12 protein-coding genes are annotated in these 15,113 nt (G+C 70.9%); 6 read left to right on the forward strand and 6 right to left on the reverse strand.

The window, feature by feature from the left end; translation table 11 throughout:
* Positions 1 to 210 precede the first annotated feature (210 nt).
* Both FKO37_RS30720 and FKO37_RS30725 read left to right on the forward strand, forming a co-directional pair.
* Complete coding sequence (locus tag FKO37_RS30720; RefSeq protein ID WP_238606742.1) at positions 211 to 357, forward strand: hypothetical protein; 147 nt, start codon at positions 211 to 213, stop codon at positions 355 to 357.
* A gap of 274 nt (positions 358 to 631) precedes the next feature.
* Positions 632 to 1,393 (forward strand): hypothetical protein, encoded by a 762-nt coding sequence (locus FKO37_RS30725; RefSeq protein WP_238606743.1) that lies wholly within the window; start codon positions 632 to 634, stop codon positions 1,391 to 1,393.
* A gap of 120 nt (positions 1,394 to 1,513) precedes the next feature.
* On the opposite strand, the gene FKO37_RS30730 is transcribed toward FKO37_RS30725, so the two are convergent.
* Genes FKO37_RS30730 through FKO37_RS47635 form a run of 3 tightly spaced genes read right to left on the reverse strand, consistent with a single transcriptional unit; the run spans position 1,514 to position 5,377 of the window.
* The gene (locus FKO37_RS30730) at positions 1,514 to 3,304 is read right to left on the reverse strand and encodes a dihydroxy-acid dehydratase (RefSeq protein WP_238606744.1); all 1,791 of its coding nucleotides are present in this window, start codon (positions 3,302 to 3,304) and stop codon (positions 1,514 to 1,516) included.
* Between the two features lie 52 nt (positions 3,305 to 3,356).
* On the reverse strand, positions 3,357 to 4,352 hold the full coding sequence (locus tag FKO37_RS30735; RefSeq protein ID WP_238606745.1) for a helix-turn-helix domain-containing protein: 996 nt from the start codon (positions 4,350 to 4,352) through the stop codon (positions 3,357 to 3,359).
* A gap of 2 nt (positions 4,353 to 4,354) precedes the next feature.
* Positions 4,355 to 5,377 carry a ketoacyl-ACP synthase III family protein gene (locus tag FKO37_RS47635; RefSeq protein WP_037814515.1) on the reverse strand — a complete coding sequence of 341 codons (1,023 nt, stop codon included), beginning with the start codon at positions 5,375 to 5,377 and terminating at the stop codon, positions 4,355 to 4,357.
* Positions 5,378 to 5,588: 211 nt separating this feature from the next.
* Here FKO37_RS47635 and FKO37_RS30745 point away from each other — a divergent pair, with 211 nt between their 5' ends.
* Both FKO37_RS30745 and FKO37_RS30750 read left to right on the forward strand, forming a co-directional pair.
* Complete coding sequence (locus tag FKO37_RS30745; RefSeq protein ID WP_238606746.1) at positions 5,589 to 6,761, forward strand: cytochrome P450; 1,173 nt, start codon at positions 5,589 to 5,591, stop codon at positions 6,759 to 6,761.
* A gap of 109 nt (positions 6,762 to 6,870) precedes the next feature.
* Positions 6,871 to 7,422, forward strand: coding sequence for a hypothetical protein (locus FKO37_RS30750; RefSeq protein ID WP_037814517.1), 552 nt, complete (start codon positions 6,871 to 6,873; stop codon positions 7,420 to 7,422).
* A 260-nt stretch (positions 7,423 to 7,682) separates the two neighbouring features.
* On the opposite strand, the gene FKO37_RS30755 is transcribed toward FKO37_RS30750, so the two are convergent.
* Both FKO37_RS30755 and FKO37_RS30760 read right to left on the reverse strand, forming a co-directional pair.
* A complete protein-coding gene (locus tag FKO37_RS30755) occupies positions 7,683 to 10,154 on the reverse strand; it encodes a UbiA family prenyltransferase (protein WP_238606747.1) in 2,472 nt (823 codons plus the stop codon).
* Positions 10,145 to 11,182, reverse strand: coding sequence for a polyprenyl synthetase family protein (locus tag FKO37_RS30760; RefSeq protein WP_238606748.1), 1,038 nt, complete (start codon positions 11,180 to 11,182; stop codon positions 10,145 to 10,147). Before FKO37_RS30760 ends, FKO37_RS30755 begins: the two co-directional genes overlap by 10 nt.
* A gap of 217 nt (positions 11,183 to 11,399) precedes the next feature.
* Between FKO37_RS30760 and FKO37_RS30765 the strand changes: the two genes are divergently transcribed.
* Both FKO37_RS30765 and ispG read left to right on the forward strand, forming a co-directional pair.
* Positions 11,400 to 13,160, forward strand: coding sequence for a 1-deoxy-D-xylulose-5-phosphate synthase (locus FKO37_RS30765; RefSeq protein ID WP_051729055.1), 1,761 nt, complete (start codon positions 11,400 to 11,402; stop codon positions 13,158 to 13,160).
* A 14-nt stretch (positions 13,161 to 13,174) separates the two neighbouring features.
* Positions 13,175 to 14,299: a flavodoxin-dependent (E)-4-hydroxy-3-methylbut-2-enyl-diphosphate synthase gene (ispG, locus tag FKO37_RS30770; RefSeq protein WP_238608357.1), complete on the forward strand. Its 1,125-nt coding sequence runs from the start codon at positions 13,175 to 13,177 to the stop codon at positions 14,297 to 14,299.
* Between the two features lie 5 nt (positions 14,300 to 14,304).
* On the opposite strand, the gene FKO37_RS30775 is transcribed toward ispG, so the two are convergent.
* Entirely contained in the window at positions 14,305 to 15,057 is a 753-nt protein-coding gene (locus FKO37_RS30775) for an AfsR/SARP family transcriptional regulator (protein WP_063697480.1), read from the reverse strand.
* Between the last annotated feature and the right edge of the window lie 56 nt (positions 15,058 to 15,113).

A 15,113-nucleotide genomic window follows, 5' to 3' on the forward strand; every position in this document is an offset into this window, starting at 1 on the left:
CCGGTGCCCGGCCGGGCGGTAGCAATCCGGGAACCGGACCGTATGGGTACGGAACTATCTCCGCTCCGCGCGCGAGGAATATTCGCGCGGACCCTAAATTCCGCTCAACCGAGCCTAAGCAATCCTCAAGTTTCCCGCCGCGGGCTCCGGGGCGGAATAGAGTGGCGATGTCGGACCATGAGGGAGAACAGCCGGCCGTCAGGGGGAATCATGCTCGAAGCATTCGTCATCCTCGGTGGGATCATCATCGTTCTGCTCGCGGCGGGGCTGCTCGTGGCCTCGAAGGACGTCGGCCGCAAGGGGAACGCGGGCCAGCCTCAGCGCGGCTACTTGTTCCTCAGCAAACCGTGGAGCTGACGGCGTTCGCGCAAAAAATGCCGCGCCGCCGGAAATCGCGGAAATAAGCGCGCTCGAACGCACACAACCGTCGGCGGATGCGCGTTTTCGCCAAGGCGAGATCCCATAGTGGTCCCGCTGCCGCGGCGACCCAGCCGTGTCGCGGCGATCAGACCCGCCCGTCGCGCTGTCCGGTAATCGATGGGAGGCCTCGTCCGGTTCCGGTAGGTTGTCGGATATCTCGGTGCACCGGGAACGACGACCCGTGGGATTGGGTCCGTACGAGGGGAATCAGATGCACAAGGGTTTTGTCCTGTCCGCAGGCCGTGCGGTCGTGGCGGTCGCCGCTGTCAGCGGGCTGGCGGCGTGTTCGTCGGGGACCGCGGCGGCTCCGGCGGAAACCGCCGCCGCGCATGCCGAGGTCTTCGGCGCGGGCGGTTACCGCGGCATTGCGCCGGGGATGGCCAAGGAGGCGGCGCTCGCCACCGGGAAGCTCGCCAACGCGCCGGTCTCCATGCTGGACGGCTGCACGGTCCTGAGCTGGCAGGGCGGCCCCGCGCCGGACCAGGCCAGACTCGCGGCCGAGGCCGCGGCGCAGAAGAAGGCCGACGAGCTCTACGCCAAGTCCGACGCGGCGGACCGGGACTCGAAGGAGAACACCGGCAAGTCCGCCGCGGAATTGGCGAAAGCAGCCGCCAAGGACGCGGAAGCGGCCCAGCTGGCGGCCGACTCCGCGATGGCGAGCGCCGAACTGGCGGGCAAGCGGGAAGAGCGCGACAAGGCGTTCGCCGCGGCCGGTGGCGCGTCGTTCGGCAAGAACGGCGTGCACGAGCTGGGCGCGCCGCCCGACGCCAAGACCGCGGAGGGCATCGGCATCGGCTCGTCGCTGGCGGACCTGCACAAGGCGTACGACGCGCGCGGCCTGAAGCTCGCCGAGGCCGGGCGGTTCGAGATGCCCATCGCGGAGAAGCCGGGCTGGCGGTTCGTGTTCACTCCCGCTGCCAACGGCACGGTCGGCGGAGTGGCGATCTCCGACGGCGTCCTGAAATGCCGGTGACGCCGTGGTGGTAAGTCCATAGTGGACTGATGAAGGCCTCCTTGCCGTTGCGGGCAAGGAGGCCTTCGCTTTCCCCGGATCGAGCACTCCGCTCGCTATCCACAGTGGACGAACGATCGGTCAGGAAGAGACCTCCGACATCCCCGCGCCCTCGATCGCGGAGGCGGCGAGGGCGCGCATGCGGCGCAGCAGGCGGGACGTCACCGGGCGGACCAGCGGGTGGACGCCACCGTTCGCTTCGGCGGCCTGGTGCCACTTCGCCAGGCGAGCCTGGTGGACGGCGGGGTCGGCCAGTTCGGCGCACTCGAGGGTGTCGGTGTTCAGGTCGACGGTGATCGTGTCGCCGTCTTCGACGAGGGCGATGGGGCCGCCGAGCGCGGCCTCCGGGCCGACGTGCCCGATGACCAGTCCGACCGATCCTCCGGAGAACCGCGCGTCGGTCATCAGCGCGACGGAGATGCCTTTCCTCCGGCACAGCGCGGTGATGCGGGAGGTCGGGTCGAGCATTTCGGGCATGCCCGGAGCGCCCCTCGGGCCTTCGTAGCGGATGACGACCATGTCCCGGTCCGCGAATTCGTCCGGCGTCTCGACGAGTGCCCGCAGCAGGGCCTGCTCGCTGTCGAAAACGCGCGCCCGTCCCTCGAACCGGCCGTCGACGACGCCGGTCTCGACCCCGGCCAGCTTGATCACCGCGCCGCCCTCGGGGGCGAGGTTGCCTGAGAGCAGCCGCAGGCCGCCGGTCGGCTTGAACGGCTCGGCGACGGGGAAGATCACCTCGCTGTCCGGGGCGGGCGGGGCGAGCCGTTCGACCTGCTCGCCGAGCGTCTCGCCGGTGCAGGTCAGCGCGGAGCCGTCGAGCAGGTCGTGCCGGAGCAGTTCCGCCACCACCGCCTGCAGGCCGCCGGCGGCGTCGATGTCCACCATGCTGTACTGCCCGAACGGGCGGGCGTCGACGAGCACCGGGACGCTCCGGGAGAGCCGGTTGAACTCCTGCTGCGTCATGACCTCCGACCAGAAGTCGAGGCCGGCCGCGCGGGCGATCTCCGGCGCGTGCAGGACCACGTTCGTCGAGCCGCCCAGCGCGATCGCGACGACCGCGGCGTTGCGGAACGCCGCCGGGGTGGCCAGCTGCCGCGGCGTGATCCCCCGCTGCGTCATGATTTCCAGGCAGTCCACGATCTGTTCGGGGAATTCCCCGGTCCGCCGCGGATCCTCGGACGCGGGCGACACCATGTGCAGCGGCTCCAGCCCCAGCACGGCGATGAACGACTGCATCGTGTTGTAGGTGAAGATCCCGCCGCAGCTGCCGTGCCCGGGACACGCGTTGCGCGCCCACCGCTCGCGTTTGGCCGCGTCCGGGTCCCCGGCGACCTGGAAGCAGCTGACCAGGTCGATCCGCTCCCCGGTTTCGGGGTCCGTGCCCGGCCGGATGGACCCGTCGGAGAGCACTACCGCGGGCACGTCGCGCTCCAGGATGGCCGCCGTCGCCCCGACCGGGGGCTTGTCGCACGCCACCACGGCGACGGTTCCCCGGATCTCGCTGCCCTCGAAATGCAGCGACAGCCCGTCGTTCGTCGTCTCGCGGCCGATCAGCGAGTACCGCATCTGCGGCGTGCCGTTGCGCTGGCCGTCCGAGATCCCGCCCGAGTAGTTCGGGGCCAGCAGCCGGACGGGCAGGTCGCGCTCGCGGATCCGGCGCGCCAGCGCTTCGTGGATCGCCTCGACCTTGTCCGCGACGCCGACGTAGCAGACGCTGTCGCCCAACGTGCCCACGACGCCCCACGCGTCCCCGTGGATCTTGTCCACGTCCTGGCCCAGCGCTCGGGCCGTGGCCACCGCCTGGCAGTCCTGGCCCGGGCGCCACACATCCCGGCGGCTCGACTCGTCCATCAACGCTCCCGTCTTCGACACGATCGTCCCCATGGTCGCAGATCGGGGCGGGTGCGCATCCCGGCTTCGACGGTCAACCGGCGTGCGGGCGGGCCTGGCCGGTGCGGAGGGCGGTCAGTTCGTCCAAGCAGTACTCGGCGCGGCGGGCGGAGCCGTAGCGGGTCAGTTTGCCCCGGCGGGCCCACTGGCGGACGGTCGCCTCAGGCACTCCGGCGGCGAGCGCGGCTTCCTTGGTGGGCACGGTGCGCCGCCGGTGTTCCTCCTGGGTGCGGACGTCGAGCCAGTCCTCCGGGGGCAGGTCGTGCCCGGCTTCGCAGGCGACTGTGGCGGTGGCGGGCCGCAGGTGCACCGGGGCGCGGCAGCCGCCGACCGGGCAGTTCCCGACCGGGACGGCGGGGCGCGGGTCGTCCAGGGCGGCGGTCGCGGAGGAGATGAGGTCGGAGAGCTCGTCGAGGAAGTCCGCGCCGCTGGGGTGTGCGGCCAGCCAGTCCCGGTGCGCGGCGAGGAAACGCACCAGCTCCGGCACGGTCCGCCGCGGCGCCGCGACCTGTCGTTCGGCGGCCACCAGTCCCGCCCAGGAGGCCAGGACGCCGAGGATCCGCGACCGGGCGTCGAAGGCGGCCTCCCGGAACGGCAGCCCGGTCCCCCGGCGGGCGGGGTGTTCGCGCACCGCGCCGCCGGTCCGTCCGGGCTGCAGCGCGGCCTCGCAGCGGGAGTAGAGGAGGGGAAGCGCGGTCAGCCCTGCGCCGACCGGGTCGGTTCGGCCGGACGGTCCGGCCGGGCGGCTTGGCTCGGCGGGACGGGTTGGGGCAGTCAGCCGGGCAGGGTCGACCGGGCGGGTCGGATCAGCCGCGCGGGCCGGGGCAGCCGAGCGGCTCCCGCCGGACGTGCGGATTCGGTCGTCCGGGCGGCTTCCGGCAGCCGGACGAGTCCGACCGGCCGCACGGGCCCGCTCGACCGCATCACCCGCCTCGGCCAGACGACCCGCGTCCGCTGGGCGAGCCCCCTCGCACAGACCGCCGGTCTCCTCCCGGCAGGTCGCGTCCGCGGGCCGGGACTCGTCGGGCATGGTCAGTTCCGTTCGGGGTCCGGGCTGTCTTCCAGCATCTCCAGGACAGCCGAGGTGATGGTGTAGCCGGTGCCGCCGCCGAGGAGCAGGATGCGGTCGCCTTTGCGGGCCCGGCCGGTGCTGACCAGGTGGTGCAGGCCGGCGAACTGGTCGCCGGTGCCGAGGTGGCCGGTGGTGCGGCCGAATTCCCAGTTGGTGCGCTCCAGCGGGATGCCGAGGAAGCGGTCGGCGATGTCGGCGGCGCGGGCGGCGGTGGTCACCACCGGGACGGCGAACGCCAGATCCGCCGCGGTGATGCCCGCTTCGTCGAGGACGCGGTGCAGGGAGGCGCCGAACAGCGCGGCCATCCGGCCGTAGTGCTCCAGCATCGGCAAGTCCTTGGCGTGGAACTGTTTGCGCATCGCGTCGAAGTCGACCGGCGGCTGCTGCGCGCCGGCGAATCCGCCGCCGCGGGCCTCGCCTTCGAGGGAGTTGTCGGCCATCGTCGAGAGCGACAGGACCCGGGCGAATCCGCCGGAACCGCTCAGCAGCAGCGCGCTCCCGCCGTCGGCGAGCACCGACTGGTCGCCGTACCAGCGGCGGACCCACGGGCTGTCGAAACGGTCGCCGGTGGTGACGAGCACGGCGTCGTCGGGGCCGGTCACGAACCGGCGGCCCAGTTCGAGCGCGCCCATCGCGCCGTTGCATTCCTGGACCACGTCGAACGACGGGACGTCGCGGCCGACCGTGTGCAGGGCGACGTACGGGGCGGCCTGCCAGTAGTGCGCGCCCTGGTAGTCGACGTAGGAGTGGAACACCGCGCGGACCGTGCCGAAGTCGCGGGCGGACGCCATGGCCAGCGCGCCCCGTCCGGCGATCGCGGCCATTTCCGCCGGGTACCGCTCGGTCTCGACGCACGCGGAGCGGACGCCGTCCGTCTGTGCCGACTCGACGTCGTACCGGTTCGCCGCGACGGCTTCCTCGGCCGTCTCCCGGTCGGGCAGGCAGGCGCCGACGCCCGCGACGTACAGGGGGCACGGATTCACCGGGTCGCTCCTTCCCCGGCGCAGGGCCGGACCCCGCGCCACGATTGGACGAACCGACCGTACGGCGCGGTGATTGGGGCGGCGTTGAGCCGGTGTGGACGCTCCGGCGGCGACGGCTGTGCGCCGGGCGGACCGGCTGGTAGGAGGGAGCACGGGGCCGGGTTCCGGCTCCGTCCGCAGTTCCCACCGCGGTGGGCCATCGGGAGGTTCCGTGTACGAATTGCCGTTTCCGCCGAGCGAGGACCTGTCCCGGCTGGCCCCGCAGTACTACCGCCTGCTCGAGGACGAGCCGCTGACGAAGGTCCGCACGCCCGCCGGGGACGAGGCCTGGCTGGCCTGCGGATACGACCTCGTGCGGGACCTGGCCTCCAGCCCGGTCCTGCGGCGCGGCCACCGCACGCCGGAATCGGCGGCGCGGATCAACGATTCGGTGGTGCAGGGCGGTCCGACCGAGGAGTTCGACGGCGAACTGGAGCGGCACACCCGGATGCGCAAGCTGCTCACGCCCGCGTTCTCCGCGAAGCGGATGCTGGCTCTTCAGGAAAGCGTCGAGGAACGGGTCGACGCGCTGCTCGACGAACTCCCCGGACCGCCCGCCGACCTGCACGCCGCGCTGTCCCAGCGGCTGCCCGCGATGGTCATCTGCACGCTGGTCGGGGCGCCGTACGAGGATTACGAGCTGTTCCGGTCCTGGACGTCGCGGCTTTCGGGCACCGGCGATCCGGAGGCGGGCCGCGCGGCGCAGATCGAGTTCGGCGTCTACATGGCCGAACTGCTGGAGCGGAAGAAGCGCGAACCGAGCGAGGACGTCTTCTCCGACCTGGCCGCGGCGGGCGGAGTGGAACTGCCGGAGGCGGCCCGGCTCGCGGCCGCGCTGCTGTTCGCCGGGTACGAGACCACGATGAGCCGGATCGATCTCGGCACCGTGCTGTTCATCCGGAACCCCGCGCAGTGGGCGAAGCTGACCGCCGACCCCGGGCTGGTCACCGGTGCGGTGGAAGAAGTCCTGCGGATGGTCGTGACGAACATCCAGGACACCGGAGGCTCGGTCCGGTACGCGGCCGAAGACCTGACGGCGGGCGACACGACCATCCCCTCCGGCGACGCGGTGCTGCTCGCCTACCACGCCGCGAACCGGGATCCGCGGGTGTTCGAGCGGCCGGACGAGTTCGACATCACCCGCTCGCCCAATCCGCACCTCGGTTTCGGGCACGGGATGCGGTACTGCGTGGGCAACACGCTCGCCCGGATCGAGCTGCGAGCGGTGTTCGGCGCGCTGGCGAAACGGTTCCCCGGACTGCACCTCGCCGCGGACGGGGACGCGCCGCGGCGCCGGGCGGAATCCGTGACCGGCGGGGTGACCGAGCTCGCCGTCAGCTGGTGAACCAGGCCGGTCGGTCCCAGGATTCCACCCTCCTTTGCACCCCCGGGTGGATGCCCGCCCGGGGGTGCGCTGCCTACCGTGGGGCCGACCCCGAGGAACGGATTGCGCGATGTGGAAGACGTTGGACGAAATCTCGAACATCGTGGCCCTCGTGGCCGGCGGCGCCTACATCGTCTGGTCGATCATCCGCCGGTTGCGCGGCACGCCGATGTCCACGAAACGGCTGCTGGTCCTTCCGGTGGTCTGCTTCGCCGTCGGCATCTACATGGCTGCCGGCGACGTCACGAAGGCGACCGCGCTGGACTGGGAGCTGCTGGGCGTCTTCGTGCTCGCGGCGTACGGCGAGGGCCTCGGCCGCGGCGCCACCATCCGGCTCTACGAGCAGGACGGCCTCCCGCACCAGAAGTACAACTGGCTCACCGTGACGATCTGGCTTTCGCTGATCCCGCTGCGCGTCGGCATGGTCCTGCTGGCCCAGCACTGGCACGCGGACATCGCGGGCGGCACCGACATGGTGGGCATCCTCCTCGGCCTGACCTTCCTCGGCGAGGCCTCGGTGGTCCTCCCCCGCGCCCGTCGGATGGGGCTCAACCTGAGCCTGTCGCCGAAGAAGAACGCCAAGAAGGACAAGGCTTCCGACCGGGTTGGGCACGCTGGCTGAAACGGATGGCAGTCAAGGTGTCGCGCCCTGGCTAGGAATGTCCAGGACCGCACGGTGCATCCCAATGTGGCATTGGGTGCGTCAGATGCACCCAATGTGGCGTTCGGTGCGTGAGATGCACCCAATGCCACATTGGGGTTTTCTCAGTGGATGCGGTGAGCGGCCTCGGTCCCGGTGAACGTACGTGAGGGGAACCCTGACGGAATCTGGTTCCGTCAGGGTTCCCCTCACGTACGCATCAGCGGCGTGACTGCGGTGCGTCAGGCAACCGGGCGGGCGCGGGTCAGCAGTTCGGCTACCCGGTCCGTGCCTACCGCGCCGCGTTTGAGTTCTGTCAGCACCGCGTCGATGTCCGCGGGTTCGACCGTCAGGCCGCGTTCGGCGGCGACGGCTGTCACGGCCGAGCGGCCGGAGTGCTTGCCCAGCACGATCCGGCGCTGCCTGCCCACCAGTTCCGGTGGGTAGGGCTCGTAAGTGCTGGGGTCGCGAGAGATTCCGTCCACGTGGAGGCCGCTTTCGTGCACGAACGCGTGCGCGCCGACGACGGGAGCGTACGCGGGCACGCGGTCGCCGATGAGCCCGGCGACGTGCCGCGCCAGCGGTTCCAGCAGCGGGAGGTCGAGGCCGGTCGAGTGCCCCATCGCGGCTTCCAGTGCCATGACGACCTGTTCCAGCGGGGCGTTCCCGGCCCGTTCGCCGATGCCCAGCACCGAACACTGCACCCCGGACGCACCGCCGAGCAAGCCCGCCAGCGAGTTCGCGGTGGCCAGGCCGAGGTCGTTGTGACAGTGCACGGCCAGCGGCAACGGGCAGCTCTCGCCGACCCGTTCCACCAGCTCCCGCATCGTCCACGGCTGCGCGATCCCGGCGGTGTCCGCGAGGCCCAGGGCATCCGCACCGGCGTCCGCGGCTGCCTCGTACACCGCGGCGAGGACGTCCGGGTCGGTGCGGGTGGCGTCTTCGGCGGCGAATACCGCCTGCCGTCCGGCTGCCTTGACCCGGCGCACCGCGCGGTCCACCCGACGTTTCAGCTCGTCCACGTCGATGCGCAGTTTGTGCCGCAAGTGCGATTCGGACGTGCCGATGAACACCGCGACGCTGTGCGCGCCGGTGTGCAGCGCGGCGTCCACGTCCGCGTCGGCGGGGCGGGCGATCACCTGGATGACAGTGTCCAGCTCGGCGGCCACGATGGCGCGGATCGCGGCGCTCTCCTCTTCCGACACCACCGGGAAGCCCGCTTCGATCATCGGGACGCCCAACGCCGCCAGCCGCCGGGCCAGTTCCAGTTTCTGGTCCGGACGGAACGCCACCCCGGGCATCTGCTCACCGTCGCGCAGCGTGGTGTCGCTGACAACCACTCGCTCCGGCAGCTGCCCGGTGCGCAGCGGTTCGCGCGGTACGGCGGTGGCTCGGCCGCGCGGTCCGCGGAATTCGTTGAACAGCTGGTTGAGCAGCATCATGTCGCGGGCGGGCGCGTCCATCCGCAACGCGCGGGTCAGGTAGGCGCGGCGGGGATTGCTGGTTCCGTCCAGGAAAATCGCCGCGAACACCGCGCCGGTGGTGGTGATCGTCAGCCGGGGCAGTTCCGGCTCGGGCTCGTCGGCGGATAGGCGTCGCACGGCGTTGTCGGCGGTGCACAAGACAATCACCATGTCCGGTTCGGACAGTCGCACCTCGATCAGCCGCGCCCAGCCGTTCAGTGCCCGCAATCCGGTCTCGCGGGCGGCAAGTCCGGCTAACTGCTGGTCCACGAAGGACAGAACCGCTTCGGCGTCCACAGTGGACTTGTCCTTGCCCAGCTCGTGCCGGGCACGCAGGATCCGCTGACTCCCCCACGCACAGGCCAGCGCGACCACAGTGATCGGGACGCCGATGGCGAGACCGCAGCCCAGCGTCACGAACGCGCCTGCCAGCAGGACCCGTTCGAGCACCAGCACGGTATGCGCCCGATAAGCCCGCAGCCGGGTCACTTCCTGAGTCCACAATGGAGCGAGGGCGGCCACCGCGGCTATGGCGGACAAGGCGAACACGACGAGTGCGGCGAAAGCCGCGGACGAAACCACGAACTGCGCGACCGCGCACAGATAAGCGACCAGGATCGTGCCGGTGGCCACCCGCACGCCGACGGTCAGCCCGTGGCGGACCGGCAGGGTCGCGTAGCCGCCTTCGCGGTCGCCGTCCACGTCGCGCAGGGCACCGACGAGGTTCGATCCCGTGTCGTGCAACCAGAACGCAGCTGCCAGAGGGAGGACCGTAGCCGGAGGGAGGTCGGCTACGGTCATCGCCCCGAACAGGCAGGCGAACGCCGAAATGAGGCCGCGCACCGCGTTTCCGGCCAATCCGCGCCCTTTGAAGAAACTGCTGTACGCGATGCCGAGCAGCAAGGCGACCAGGACGAGGCCGATCGTCCGCCAGTTCACCACGAGCCCGATGATCCCGCCGACGGCGGTGAGCCCGATCAGCATGCCCAGCGCGGTGCCGGGGCGCATCCGGCCGGACGGGATGGGCCGATGCGGTTTCGCGGTCGCGTCCAGGTTCCGGTCGAAGTAGTCGCCGCCGTACAGCCCGGCCAGCCAGCCGATCGTCGGCACCGCCCAGGCGCACAGCAACCGCAGCGGCGACGCGCCCGGATCGGCCAGTGCGGCACCGGCCAATCCCACGAGGCCGACGTAACAAGCGGTGTACGGCCGCCACGTTTCGACGTGCGCGAAGAGGATCTCTTTCAGCCGCATCGGTTCACAGTCGCCTGTGCGAAGTAGGACAGCGTTTCCTTGCTCGGCGTGCTGGGCAGCACTTCGAGGACTTCGGTTGCGCGCACGGCATATCCGCGGGCGGCGTCGGCAGCCGCGTCGACTCCGCCCGCTTCGCGCACCAGTGCGGAAACCGCGGCCAGGCGCGTGGCCGGGTCGCCGGTGCCGCGCAGCTGGCGGTCGAGTTCCGCGGACACCGCCTCGCCGCCGAGTTCGCGCGCGAGCAGGAACGGCAGGGTCAGCCGCTGGTTGGCGATGTCGCTGGTGACGGCTTTGCCCATGGCGTCGCCGTCGCTCGTGTAGGCGAGCAGGTCGTCGTGGATCTGGAAGGCCGAGCCGAGAAGTTCGCCGTAGCTGGCGAGCGCGGTGCACCATTCCGGCGGCCCGCCGCCGAGGATCGCGCCGCTGGCGCAGGCCGCGCGGAACAACGCCGAGGTCTTCAGCCGGATCATTTCCAAATAGGACGGTACGTCGCAGACGTAGCCCTCGCACAGTTCGGCTTCCATGCTCTGCCCGCGGCACAGGTCGATCCCGGCCGCGGCCACCGCGGTCATCGCGCGCGCGACGCGTTCGTCCGGCACCCCGCGTTCGCCGCATTCGCCGAGCGCGGCGAACAAATAGAAGATCAGCGCGTCGCCGGCCACGATCGCGTCGTCGCGGCCGTAGGCGGCGTGCACCGACGGGCGGCCGCGGCGCATCGTGTCGCCGTCGATGATGTCGTCGTGGATCAGGCTCGCCACGTGGCCCGCCTCCGCGCCGGCCGCCGCGGGCACCACCTGTTCGACGTCCGCGCCGACCGCGCCCGCCGATTCGAGCAGCAGCAGCGGCCGGAACAGTTTCCCGCCGGGCACCAACGCGTAATGGCAGATCCGGGCGAGATGCGCGCCCTCGGCGTCCCAGCTGTTCTCGAGGTGTTTTCCGACCAGCGAAACCAGGTGATCGATGCGGTCGGAACGGTCCAGGATGGCCGTGCCGAAATCCCGTTTCCCGGTGCTGTATGTGCTTTCCATGACCGTCCCATTCCGACGATTTCCCCCGTGCCTGCCGACGGTAGGGAGCCCGCGCGCCCGCGGACAAGGCCTCGGGCCCGTCCTCAATACGGGGTCAACAAGGCTTCAACAGCCCGGCCGGAACGGTGTTGCGGAAACGTTGAGCGGCGCTCTCCGGCGCCTTGTCGCCCGCCCGGAAGGCGCCGTACGTTGCCGGTCGTCTCGAGGAGGACGACGCATGGCTTTGCTGGAGAGAATTCGGGGACCGCGCGATCTCGACGGGCTGTCCGGAACGGAACTCGGCGCGCTCGCCGAAGAAATCCGCGGGTTCCTGGTCTCCGCGGTCGCCCGGACCGGCGGGCACCTCGGGCCCAATCTCGGGGTCGTCGAGCTCACCCTCGCCCTGCACCGGGTTTTCGATTCGCCGTGCGACACGCTGCTGTGGGACGTCGGGCACCAGTGCTACGTGCACAAAATCCTCACCGGCCGCCAGGACGGGTTCGCCGGGCTGCGAGGCGAGGGCGGGCTGTCCGGCTATCCGAGCCGCCGCGAATCCGGCCACGACGTCCTCGAGAATTCCCACGCGTCCGCCGCGCTTTCCTGGGCGGACGGGCTCGCCAGGGCCTACGAGGTGCGGCAGGTCTCCGATCGCGCGGTGGTCGCCGTGGTCGGCGACGGCGCGCTGACCGGAGGAATGGCCTGGGAAGCGCTCAACAACATCGCCGGTGCGCAGCGGCCGGTCGTGGTGGTGCTGAACGACAACGGCCGCGCGTACGACCCGACCGTCGGCGGACTCGGCCGTCATCTCGCGGCGCTGCGGCGCGATCCCGGCGACGGCGGCGTTTTCTCCGCGCTGGGCATGGACTATCTCGGCCCGGTGGACGGGCACGACATCGCCGCGCTGGAAACCGCGCTGCGGGACGCCCGCGCCCGGAACCGGCCGGTGGTGGTGCATTGCGTGACCCGCAAGGGCGCCGGGTACACACCGTCCGAAAAGGACCCGGTCGACCGGCACCACGCGATCGGCCCGTTCGACCCCGGAAGCGGGACGGCCCCCGCCGGGCCGCCGTCGTGGACCTCGGTGTTCAGCGACGAAATGATCAAGGTGGGCAACGAACGCGAGGACGTCGTCGCCATCACCGCGGCCATGCGGGGCCCGACCGGGCTCGCTCCGTTCGCCGAGCAGTACCCCGGCCGGTGCTTCGACGTCGGGATCGCGGAGCAGCACGCGGCGGCGGCCGCGGCCGGGCTGGCTTACGGCGGCCTGCATCCCGTAGTGGCGGTGTATGCCACGTTCCTGAACCGCTGTTTCGACCAGGTGCTGATGGACGTCGCCCTGCACGGCGCCGGCGTGACTTTCGTGCTGGACCGCGCGGGGCTGACCGGCGACGACGGGCCGAGCCACAACGGCATGTGGGATCTTTCGCTGCTGCAAGCGGTTCCCGGTCTCCGGGTGGCCGCTCCCCGGGACGCCGCACAGCTGCGCACCCAGCTGCGCGAGGCGATCGAGGTGGCGGACGCGCCGACCGTCGTGCGGTTCCCGAAGGGCGCGGTGGGTCCGGACATCGAGGCGATCGAACGGCACGGGCCGGTCGACGTGCTCAGCCGCGGTGTCCGGGAGGACGTGCTGGTGGTCGGCATCGGCCCGCTCGCCGGGCCCGCGGTGGCGGCCGGGGCGGGGCTGGCCGAGATGGGCATCGGCGCGACCGTGGCGGATCCGCGCTGGATCCAGCCGGTGCCCGACGCGCTGGTCGCGCTGGCGCGGGCGCACCGCGCGGTCGTGGTGGCCGCGGACTGCGGACGCGCCGGCGGGCCGGGAACCCTGCTGGCACAAGCACTTCAGGACGCCGGTTCGGATGTTCCGGTGACCGGGCTGGGGATTCCGCAGCAGTTCCTCGAACCTGCCAAACGGGCGCGGCTGCTGACCGCGCTGGGACTCACCGCGGATGCCATTGCCGAGGCGTCCCGCCGCACTGTCGAGAAAGGACTGTCCGAGTGACCGTCGCGTTGGGCATGCCGGGTTTGCCTGCTCCTGTTCTCGCCGAGCGTCGCAAGACCCGCCAGCTGATGGTGGGGTCGGTGGGGGTCGGCAGCGACCACCCGATCTCGGTGCAGTCGATGACCACGACGCTGACCTCCGACGTCAACGCCACCCTGCAGCAGATCGCCGAGCTGACCGCGGCGGGCTGCGACATCGTGCGCGTCGCGTGCCCGTCGGCCGACGACGCCGAGGCGCTGCCCGCGATCGCGAAGAAGTCGCAGATCCCGGTGATCGCCGACATCCACTTCCAGCCCAAGTACGTGTTCGCCGCGATCGAGGCCGGCTGCGCCGCGGTGCGGGTGAACCCGGGCAACATCCGCAAGTTCGACGACCAGGTCAAGGAAATCGCGCAGGCGGCGAAGGACCACGGCACGCCGATCCGGATCGGCGTCAACGCCGGCTCGTTGGACAAGCGGCTGCTCGAGAAATACGGCAAGGCCACCCCGGAAGCCCTCGCCGAATCGGCGATGTGGGAAGCCTCCCTCTTCGCCGAGCACGACTTCCACGACATCAAGATCTCGGTCAAGCACAACGACCCCGTCGTGATGGTCCGCGCCTACGAAATCCTCGCCGAACACTGCGACTACCCGCTGCACCTCGGCGTCACCGAGGCCGGGCCCGCGTTCCAGGGCACCATCAAATCCGCCGTCGCGTTCGGCGCGCTGCTGCGCCAGGGCATCGGCGACACCATCCGGGTCTCCCTCTCCGCGCCGCCGGTCGAAGAGGTCAAGGTCGGCACCCAGATCCTGCAGTCGCTCAACCTGCGGCCCCGCAAACTCGAGATCGTGTCCTGCCCCTCCTGCGGACGCGCCCAGGTCGACGTCTACACCCTCGCCGACCAGGTCACCGCCGGCCTCGAAGGCATGGAAATCCCGCTGCGCGTCGCGGTCATGGGCTGCGTCGTCAACGGCCCCGGCGAAGCCCGCGAAGCCGACCTCGGCGTCGCCTCCGGCAACGGCAAAGGCCAGATCTTCGTCAAGGGCGAAGTCATCAAGACCGTCCCCGAGCACGCGATCGTGGAAACCCTCATCGAAGAAGCCATGCGCATCGCCGACACCGTCGACACTCCGGGCACACCCACCGTGACGGTGGGCTGAGGCGATCAGGTGGGCTGACCGATGGCGAGGATCCGTTGCAGCAGCCGCTGCAGCTCCGGCGCGGGCGCGATGCCCAGTTCCTGGTCGAGCGTGCGGCGCAGCGTGCGGTACACGTTCAGCGCGTCGCTGCGGCGGCCGGAATGCGTCAGCGCCTCCATCAGCCTCGCGTGCGCCCATTCGTTCAGCGGCTGGCTGATGGTCAGCGACCGCAGTTCCCCGATCAGCTGCAGGTACCGGCCGAGCGCCAGGTCGGTCTGGATCCGCAGCGCCTGCGCCGCGGTGCGCTCTTCCTCGAGCCGGGCCTTGAACGGCCGCAGAATCGCCCCGGTCTCCACGTCGGCGAGCACGCGCCCGCGGAATACCTCCAGCGCGCGCCGGAAACTTTCCGAGGCCTTTTCATGTTCGCCGGCCTCGTAATGCGCCCGGCCCGAGTGGTAAAACGCGGAAAACCGGCTGACGTCCAGCTGGTCGCTGCCCAGCGAAAGCTGGTAGCCGGAGGAGACCGTGCGCAAGCCGTGCCCGCCGCCGGGGCCGTCCATGGCTTTCCGGATATGGCAGACATACGTGCGCACGGTCAGCGCGGCCTGACGCGGCGACTCCTCGCCCCACAGTTCGTCCACGATCTGGTCCGTGCTCACGATCTGGTTGTGGTAGAACAACAACAACGCGAGCAGCTGCCGCACCTTCGGCGCCTTCGGCATGCGTACTTCCGCGTCCCCGCATTCGACCCGCAACGGGCCCAAAAGCTTGAAATCCACGGCTTTCCCCCAGGAATCACCGCGCGAAGAGGCCCGGGCGACCCGCCCTCTCCGCA

Origin of the sequence: Amycolatopsis sp. Poz14, assembly GCF_006704225.1 — a bacterium.
Taxonomy (GTDB): domain Bacteria; phylum Actinomycetota; class Actinomycetes; order Mycobacteriales; family Pseudonocardiaceae; genus Amycolatopsis; species Amycolatopsis nivea.

Bases quoted from the DNA above. Each gene is read 5' to 3' on its own strand.
- FKO37_RS30735 (WP_238606745.1), bottom strand. From the start codon at position 4,352: ATGCCCGACGAGTCCCGGCCCGCGGACGCGACCTGCCGGGAGGAGACC.
- FKO37_RS30760 (WP_238606748.1), bottom strand. From the start codon at position 11,182: ATGGAAAGCACATACAGCACCGGGAAACGGGATTTCGGCACGGCCATC.
- ispG (WP_238608357.1), top strand. From the start codon at position 13,175: ATGCCGGGTTTGCCTGCTCCTGTTCTCGCCGAGCGTCGCAAGACCCGC.
- FKO37_RS30725 (WP_238606743.1), top strand. From the start codon at position 632: ATGCACAAGGGTTTTGTCCTGTCCGCAGGCCGTGCGGTCGTGGCGGTC.
- FKO37_RS30755 (WP_238606747.1), bottom strand. From the start codon at position 10,154: ATGCGGCTGAAAGAGATCCTCTTCGCGCACGTCGAAACGTGGCGGCCG.
- FKO37_RS30720 (WP_238606742.1), top strand. From the start codon at position 211: ATGCTCGAAGCATTCGTCATCCTCGGTGGGATCATCATCGTTCTGCTC.
- FKO37_RS30765 (WP_051729055.1), top strand. From the start codon at position 11,400: ATGGCTTTGCTGGAGAGAATTCGGGGACCGCGCGATCTCGACGGGCTG.
- FKO37_RS30750 (WP_037814517.1), top strand. From the start codon at position 6,871: ATGTGGAAGACGTTGGACGAAATCTCGAACATCGTGGCCCTCGTGGCC.